Source organism: Hyphomonas beringensis, assembly GCF_000682755.1.
Classification (GTDB): Bacteria; Pseudomonadota; Alphaproteobacteria; order Caulobacterales; family Hyphomonadaceae; genus Hyphomonas; species Hyphomonas beringensis.
Genome location: NZ_AWFF01000048.1, coordinates 21,597 through 28,318, shown reverse-complemented (window position 1 = coordinate 28,318; position 6,722 = coordinate 21,597). Strand labels below are relative to the sequence as shown.

Sequence of the window (6,722 nt, the reverse complement as noted above, 5' to 3'; positions counted from 1 at the left end):
GGAAACGAAGCGCCTTCACGGGCGTCGCACGTGCATCTTGTGGCGCAAACCTCAGGAGGCGACTGCGCCTAGAGGCTTCAGGCCGAGGCCCTGACGATAGCTCTCAAAGCTCTCTTCATGCAGCAGGTATGGCAACAGCTTGTCGGCCATCAGCGGCTGGGAATAGTAATAGCCCTGCACGAACACACAGCCGGCCGAGCGCGCATATTCCAGCTGCTCCCGGCTTTCCACGCCCTCGACAATGCAGGTGACGGAAAGGGACCGGCAAAGCTGCTGGATCGTCCGCACCAGACCAAAGCTCTTGCCGTTTTCCTCAATCGAGGTCACGAAGCTGCGGTCGATCTTGACGACATCGAATTCGATTTCCTGCAGATAGCGCAGGGAGGAATACCCCGTCCCGAAATCATCCAGCGCGATTTTCACGCCCAGTTCCCGGAACTTGAACAGATTGGCCCGCACAACTTCGAAATCTGTCAGCAGAGAGGATTCCGTCACCTCGATAGAGATGCGCTTGCGCAGGCTGGCAGGCTGCACCATCAGCAGCGCCGCAACAGCATCCGTACACTGCTCACTGTTCACGTCCTGGGCCGACAGGTTCACAGAGACATGCGCAGAGTCCGGCCAGGCCTTTAGTTGTTCGATCACCTTGCGGAACACCGCCATGGTCATTTCCTGCGTCATGCCGGCCTTTTCGGCAATCGGCACGAACTCGCCCGGGGGCACCATGCCGATCTCCGGACTGTCCCAGCGCGCCAGCGCTTCGCAGCAATGCATCGTGCCATCGGTCGAATTGACAATCGGCTGGAAGACCAGATGGATCTCCTCATCCAGATCGGCATTCTTGAAGGCCTGATGCACCAGCACTTCGCGGCGCTTGCTGGCGGCGTGGATGGCCGAGAAGCGGACAATCGACTTGTCGACGGTTTCCTTGGCGCGGAACAGGGCAAAGTCTGCCTGCTCCAAAAGATCCTTGGCCGAGTCCACATCAAAGTCGCGCGAAGAATAGCCGATTGAGGCCGACACGCGGCTGATGTTTCCACACGGAAGAATAAAGGGCCGGTCCATGATGGTCAGGATGGCCTTGGCAAAGGCGCCCGCCTGCTCAGGCGTTGTGCTCCATGGCAGTACATAGGCAAACTCATCGCCACCCAGGCGCGCAATGCCGCCATTATGGTCTGCGATCAGGGCCTGCAGGCGCGCAGCCGTTTCGATCAGAACCGAGTCGCCTGCCGTATGACCGTACACGTCATTAATTGGTTTGAACCCATCCAGGTCAACCAGACCGACGACGGGCAATTGGCCATGCGGAGCCCGCTCGAAGAACACACTGATCTGCTCGAAGAAGCGGCGCCGGTTCGGCAGGCCGGTCAACGTATCGGACAGGGCGAGATAGCGATTGGATTCCGCCAGGCCGGAGGCGCGCTCATTCTCGCTCAGCAGCTCACTGTGCAGCATCACGCTCTGATCGATGCGCTTCTTGTAGATGTAGGAGAACATGTAGAACACGAAATACGTGGTCGCCAGGTGGATCGACATGAAGACGTAGAAACTCGTCCCCTGCCGCAGGAACAGAAGGCAAAAAGCCGCAAATGTCAGCAGCAGGCAGCCCATGACAATGCGCGGCTTGGGCATGGCGCAGATCGTGGCTGACGAGCCGGTAAAGGCGCAGAAGAAGGCAAGATAGGCAACATGGGTGCTGTCGGCATAGGGCATAAGCAAGGCAACCCAGCCTGCCAGCAAGGCGACCAGCACATAGGCAGCCCATTCCAGGATGAAGAGTCCGCGGCGCACGGACTCATAGCTGTAGCGTTCGACTTTTTCATGGGTCCACCAGCCGATGCGCATAACGCTGATGACGATGAAAAGGGCCGGAAAGCCGATGGTGAGATGCAACGGCGCAATGTCGAGAAAGGTCAGCCCCAGCGACATCGTGGCGACACTCAGCATCGTGTAAAGCGGCGGGATATTCTGGGCAATTGCGCGCAGCTGCTCTACGGCGACGGCCTCCTCGGAGGTCCGAGCTTGCCGGAGCATTGTTCGATACGCTTTGAGGTCGATCTTACTGAGCATTTACGATCCGGTTTCTTCCAGAGATGCCCATTATCCACAGAAACCTGAAGTTGTGGTTCAGAGCTTGGAAAATTCCACACGACGATATTAACCTTGTCTTCACGAGCGCATCACTTGCGACTGGCCTCTTGCATTTCCTGCAATCGCTGGCAAAGAGCAGGTCATGACTGACACTTTGCCCGACCGACTCGCGATTGACCCGGATAGCCCGCACCATGATGCGGAGGTGCTGAAACGCCCGATTGGTGTGCGTTTCAACGGCGTTGAGAAGACCAATGTTGAAGAATATTGCGTGTCCGAAGGCTGGATCCGCGTAGCTGCCGGCAAGGCACTGGATCGCAAGGGGAAACCCCTGACGCTGAAGCTGAAAGGCACAGTCGAAGTCTGGTACGATGATGAAGACCAGGGCGAGGCATCTGAGGCCTAAGGCTTAACGCCCCCTCCCCTTTGTCCACACGTCTCCTTTTAGGCAATCTCCCTTTGGTTGCGCCACAGACGCTTTCCCAATCGCCTGACTTGGCTTAATCTTCTCGGCAATGGGAGGATTCCTGCATGCTTTACCTGATCCTGGGACTGGTCATTTTCTTTGCCCCACACCTGTTTTCGGCTTTCCGCAGCCGCGTGCCGGTCAAAGATCTGAGGCGCAAGATGGGCTACGCGCCCTTTATGGGGCTTTACAGCCTGGTCGCGATCATCGGTTTCGTGCTGATCGTTTACGGCTATGGCGCCAGCCGCGGCGCCGGCTATGTCTACACGCCGCCCAGCTGGGGCCGGCATGTGAATATGGGCCTGATGCTGCCCGCGCTGATCTTCCTTGTCGCGGCCTATCTGCCGACCGGACACATGAAGCGCATGCTGAAGCACCCGATGCTGGTGGCGGTGAAGCTGTGGGCCTTTGGCCACCTTCTGGCCAATGGAGAGCTGAATTCCGTCATCCTGTTCGGCAGCTTTCTGGCCTATGCGGTAATTGACAGGATCGCCGTCAAGAAGCGCGGCGACAATGGCCCGCCCAAGGATGCGCCTGTCTCTGCCCTGCCGGATGTCCTTGCCGTCATCATCGGCACGGGCCTGTACATGGCGATCATGTTCCACCTGCACGCCATGCTGTTCGGCGTACCCGTGATCCCGAATTAACCTCATGGAAGCCCGGTGTTCCTGCGGCGGGCTGCGCGTCCTCATTGCCGAGGACGTCACCCCCGCCGTGGTCGCCTGCCACTGTATCGCCTGCCAGCGGCGCAGCGGGTCCCCCTTCGGCATCGGCGCCTATTTCCCAATGAGCGCGCTGACGATTTCCGGCGAGTCCAAAGCCTGGACGCGTACCGGCGACAGTGGCGGCGCGTTCACCACCCATTTCTGCCCGACCTGCGGCTCCAGCGTCTACTGGACAACGGAGAAGCATGCCGATGCTGCAGGCGTGGCTGTTGGCGCGATTGCAGATCCGCACTTTCCGGGCCCCATCCGCTCGGTATGGGAAGAGACAAGGCATGACTGGGTGGAGATCCCCACCGCCCTGCAGCACTTCCCCCGCGGGCGCAGTTAAGCCCTGATCCGTCAAACCGTTCACAAGCGCTCGCTTGCCCGCGGGTCTGAGGCGCGCTAATCGGCTCTCCATGTCAAAACAAAGCCAAACCTCCCGCAAAACCGTCAAGGACATCGCCAAGGCCAAGAACAGCACACCGCTGGTCATGCTGACGGCCTATGACGCCCCGATGGCCGAAGTCATGGACCCGCATGTCGACATGATCCTGGTCGGCGACAGCCTGGGCATGGTTGTGCACGGCCTGCCCTCCACGGTCGGCGTCACGATGGAGATGATGATCCTGCATGGCCAGGCCGTCATGCGCGGCTCCGAGCAGGCCTTCGTCGTCGTGGACATGCCGTTCGGCAGCTATGAGACGAGCGAGGATCAGGCCTTCCTGAACGCGGCCCGCATCATGAAGGAAACCGGCTGCCAGGCCGTGAAGATCGAGAGCGGCGCTTATGCTGCGCGCCAGATCGCGCACCTGGTAGAGCGCGGCATTCCGGTCATGGGCCATATCGGCTTGCGCCCACAGGCGGTGAATGTGGATGGCGGCTTCCGTGCCAAGGGCCGCACCGATTCAGAGCGCGACATCGTTCTGGAAGAGGCCCGCGCCACCGCAGAAGCCGGCGCATTTGCCATCGTCGTCGAAGGCGTTGCGGAAGACCTGGCGGCAGAGATCACCAAGCAGGTCTCCTGCCCCACAATCGGCATCGGGGCCTCGGCCTCCTGCGATGGACAGGTGCTGGTCGCGCAGGACATGCTGGGCCTGTTCGACTGGGCGCCGAAATTCGTGCGCCACTATGCCGACCTGCGCACGGATATGGACAAGGCCTTCGCCCAGTACGCAGCGGACGTCAGATCGCGGGAGTTTCCCGGAAAAACAGAAACCTATTCCCTGCGAAAACCTGCGCCGAAACAGCCCTGACACGTTGCAGCAGGGCGCGGGCACGTCTAGGTTCCCCCCGAAATCAGATTATCCGATCGGAGCGCCCAGTTGAGCGACATTTTTGACGAAGTCGAAGAAGGCATGCGCCAGGACAAGATGGAGAGCCTGTGGAAGCGCTACAGGCCCATTGTCTATGGCGCGGCAGCCCTGCTGATCGGGGCCGTTGCCGTGAATGAATTTGTGCTGCGCCCCCAGATGGAAGAGGCTCGTAGCGAACGGGCCATGGCATTTGAAACCGCCGCCAATTTGCTGGAAGATGGCGACTATGCCGAGGCCCAGGCCGCGTTCCAGGAACTGGTCGACAGCGACAGCAAGATTTCCCCGCTGGCCGCGCAATATCTGGCCCAGGCCCAGTATGAAGGCGGCGGAGACTCCTCCGGCGCTGCGCGCACCCTGTCTGATGTGGCGGCCTTCGAAGGCGGCCCCTATGCGCGCCTGTCCATTCTGAAGAGCGCCTATTTCACCGTCGACAACCAATCGCTGAGCGAGCTGGAAGGCTCTCTGGGCAGCCTGCTGGAAGATCCGGGCGCGCTCGGATCGCTGGCCCGTGAACTGGTTGCCGCCAAGGCCTTCGAGAGCGGCGACATTGCCCGCGCGCGGACCGAATTCAACCGCCTGCGCTTTGATGCAGCGGCCCCGGAAGGCGTCAAGCGCCGCGCCGATATTGCCCTGGCGGCGATGCCGGCTGCACCGGAAGCCGAAATTCCGGCGGACACCGACACGCAGGAAGAGACTGGCGCAGCCGCGCCTGCCACCCCTGCTGAAACCGAGGAGACCGGCCAATGAGGCTATCGCGCCCAACCCAACTCATGGTGGCGGCGGCTGCGCTGCTCGCCGTGACTGCCTGTAGCTCTGTTCCCTTCCTGAAGGGCTCCAAGGCGAAGGATGAAGCGACCGAAGCCGAAAAGGCTGGCCGCGTGGCCATGGTGCTGACCGATGAGAAGCTGGCGCCGAGCACCGACCTCGCCACGGTGACCATCGAGCTGCCTGCAGCGCAGGATATCGAGAGCTGGCCTGAAGCCGGCGCGACCCCGGCCAAGGTCCCCGGCCACGTCAATGCTGCCAATGAGCTGAAAGTCGCCTGGCGCAATTCCGTGGGCAAGGGCTCCAACAACAAGTCCGCCATGACGACCCCGCCGGTCGCCAGCGAGACGACCATTTTCACCCTGGACGCAAACCAGACCATCTATGCCACCAGCATCTCCACCGGCCGTACGGTCTGGAAGAAAAAGCTGAAGGGCCTGACCAAGCGCGACAAGACGGCCCTCGGCGGCGGTCTGGCCGTGCATGAAGGCACACTGATCGTGGCCAGCGGCTATGGCTATGTTACGCGCCTGAATTCCAATGACGGGTCCGAAGTCTGGAAGAAAGACCTGACCGCGCCGATGACCGGCGCCCCGACCGTCAAGGATGGTTACATCTATGTTGCCTCCAACAATAACGAGATCTTCGCACTGGACCTAGACACGGGCGAAACCGCCTGGAGCGATCAGGCCATCGCCGAAACCGCGCGCGTTCTGGGCAGCCCCAGCCCAGCCGCCATCGAGGAATTCGTGATCGCGCCTTACTCCTCCGGTGAAATCATCGCCTATCTGGCCTCCAATGGCCGCCGTCTGTGGACGGATGCGATCTCGTCGGCTGGCCGCTTTACGCCGATCTCCGAGATCAACGACATTGGCTCTCGCCCGGTTCTGGCCGGCGGCCTCGTCTTCGCGTCCAGCCAGTCCGGCATCACGATCGCGATTGACGGGCGCAGCGGCAACCGCATCTGGAGCCAGCAGATCGGCTCCACACAGGCCCCTGCCCTGGTCTCCCAATACCTGTTCGTCGTCGGCACCGACGCCACGCTCGCCGCGCTGGATGTCACCACCGGCAATGCGTTCTGGGTGAAGGATTTGCCGCAATACAAGAACGAGAAGAAGAAAAAGAAACGCATCAGCTATGTCGGCCCGATTGTGGCGTCTGGCCGCGTGATCGTGATCTCTTCGCGCGGTGACCTGATGGCCTTTGACCCGCAGACGGGTGAGCAAGTCGGCTCGCTTAAGCTGAAGGACACTGTCTACATCGAGCCGATTGCGGTACAGGGCAAATTGTTTGTTCTGACCGATGACGCCAAACTCATCGCCATTCAGTAGCGAGGTGCGCCAGGCTGGCGCGCTCTCGCGATAACGCATTGGAGCGGGC

The 6,722-nt window shown here is 60.9% G+C and carries 7 protein-coding genes; 6 read left to right on the top strand and 1 reads right to left on the bottom strand.

Annotation, left to right across the window (positions count from 1 at the left end; all coding sequences use genetic code 11):
• Positions 1–51 precede the first annotated feature (51 nt).
• Positions 52–2,034, bottom strand: a complete 1,983-nt coding sequence (locus tag HY29_RS12285) for a putative bifunctional diguanylate cyclase/phosphodiesterase (RefSeq protein ID WP_162176722.1) — start codon at positions 2,032–2,034, stop codon at positions 52–54.
• Between the two features lie 199 nt (positions 2,035–2,233).
• Between HY29_RS12285 and HY29_RS12280 the strand changes: the two genes are divergently transcribed.
• From HY29_RS12280 to HY29_RS12255, 6 genes are all read left to right on the top strand, one after another.
• The gene (locus HY29_RS12280; protein WP_034797374.1) at positions 2,234–2,497 is read left to right on the top strand and encodes a DUF3297 family protein; all 264 of its coding nucleotides are present in this window, start codon (positions 2,234–2,236) and stop codon (positions 2,495–2,497) included.
• Between the two features lie 125 nt (positions 2,498–2,622).
• Positions 2,623–3,204, top strand: a complete 582-nt coding sequence (locus HY29_RS12275; protein ID WP_034797372.1) for an NnrU family protein — start codon at positions 2,623–2,625, stop codon at positions 3,202–3,204.
• A gap of 4 nt (positions 3,205–3,208) precedes the next feature.
• Positions 3,209–3,610: a GFA family protein gene (locus tag HY29_RS12270; RefSeq protein WP_034797370.1), complete on the top strand. Its 402-nt coding sequence runs from the start codon at positions 3,209–3,211 to the stop codon at positions 3,608–3,610.
• Positions 3,611–3,680: 70 nt separating this feature from the next.
• Complete coding sequence (panB, locus tag HY29_RS12265) at positions 3,681–4,517, top strand: 3-methyl-2-oxobutanoate hydroxymethyltransferase (protein WP_034797368.1); 837 nt, start codon at positions 3,681–3,683, stop codon at positions 4,515–4,517.
• A gap of 69 nt (positions 4,518–4,586) precedes the next feature.
• Positions 4,587–5,324 carry a hypothetical protein gene (locus HY29_RS12260; RefSeq protein WP_034797365.1) on the top strand — a complete coding sequence of 246 codons (738 nt, stop codon included), beginning with the start codon at positions 4,587–4,589 and terminating at the stop codon, positions 5,322–5,324.
• A complete protein-coding gene (locus tag HY29_RS12255; protein ID WP_034797363.1) occupies positions 5,321–6,673 on the top strand; it encodes an outer membrane protein assembly factor BamB family protein in 1,353 nt (450 codons plus the stop codon). The genes HY29_RS12260 and HY29_RS12255 overlap by 4 nt, the downstream gene beginning before the upstream one ends.
• Positions 6,674–6,722 lie beyond the last annotated feature (49 nt).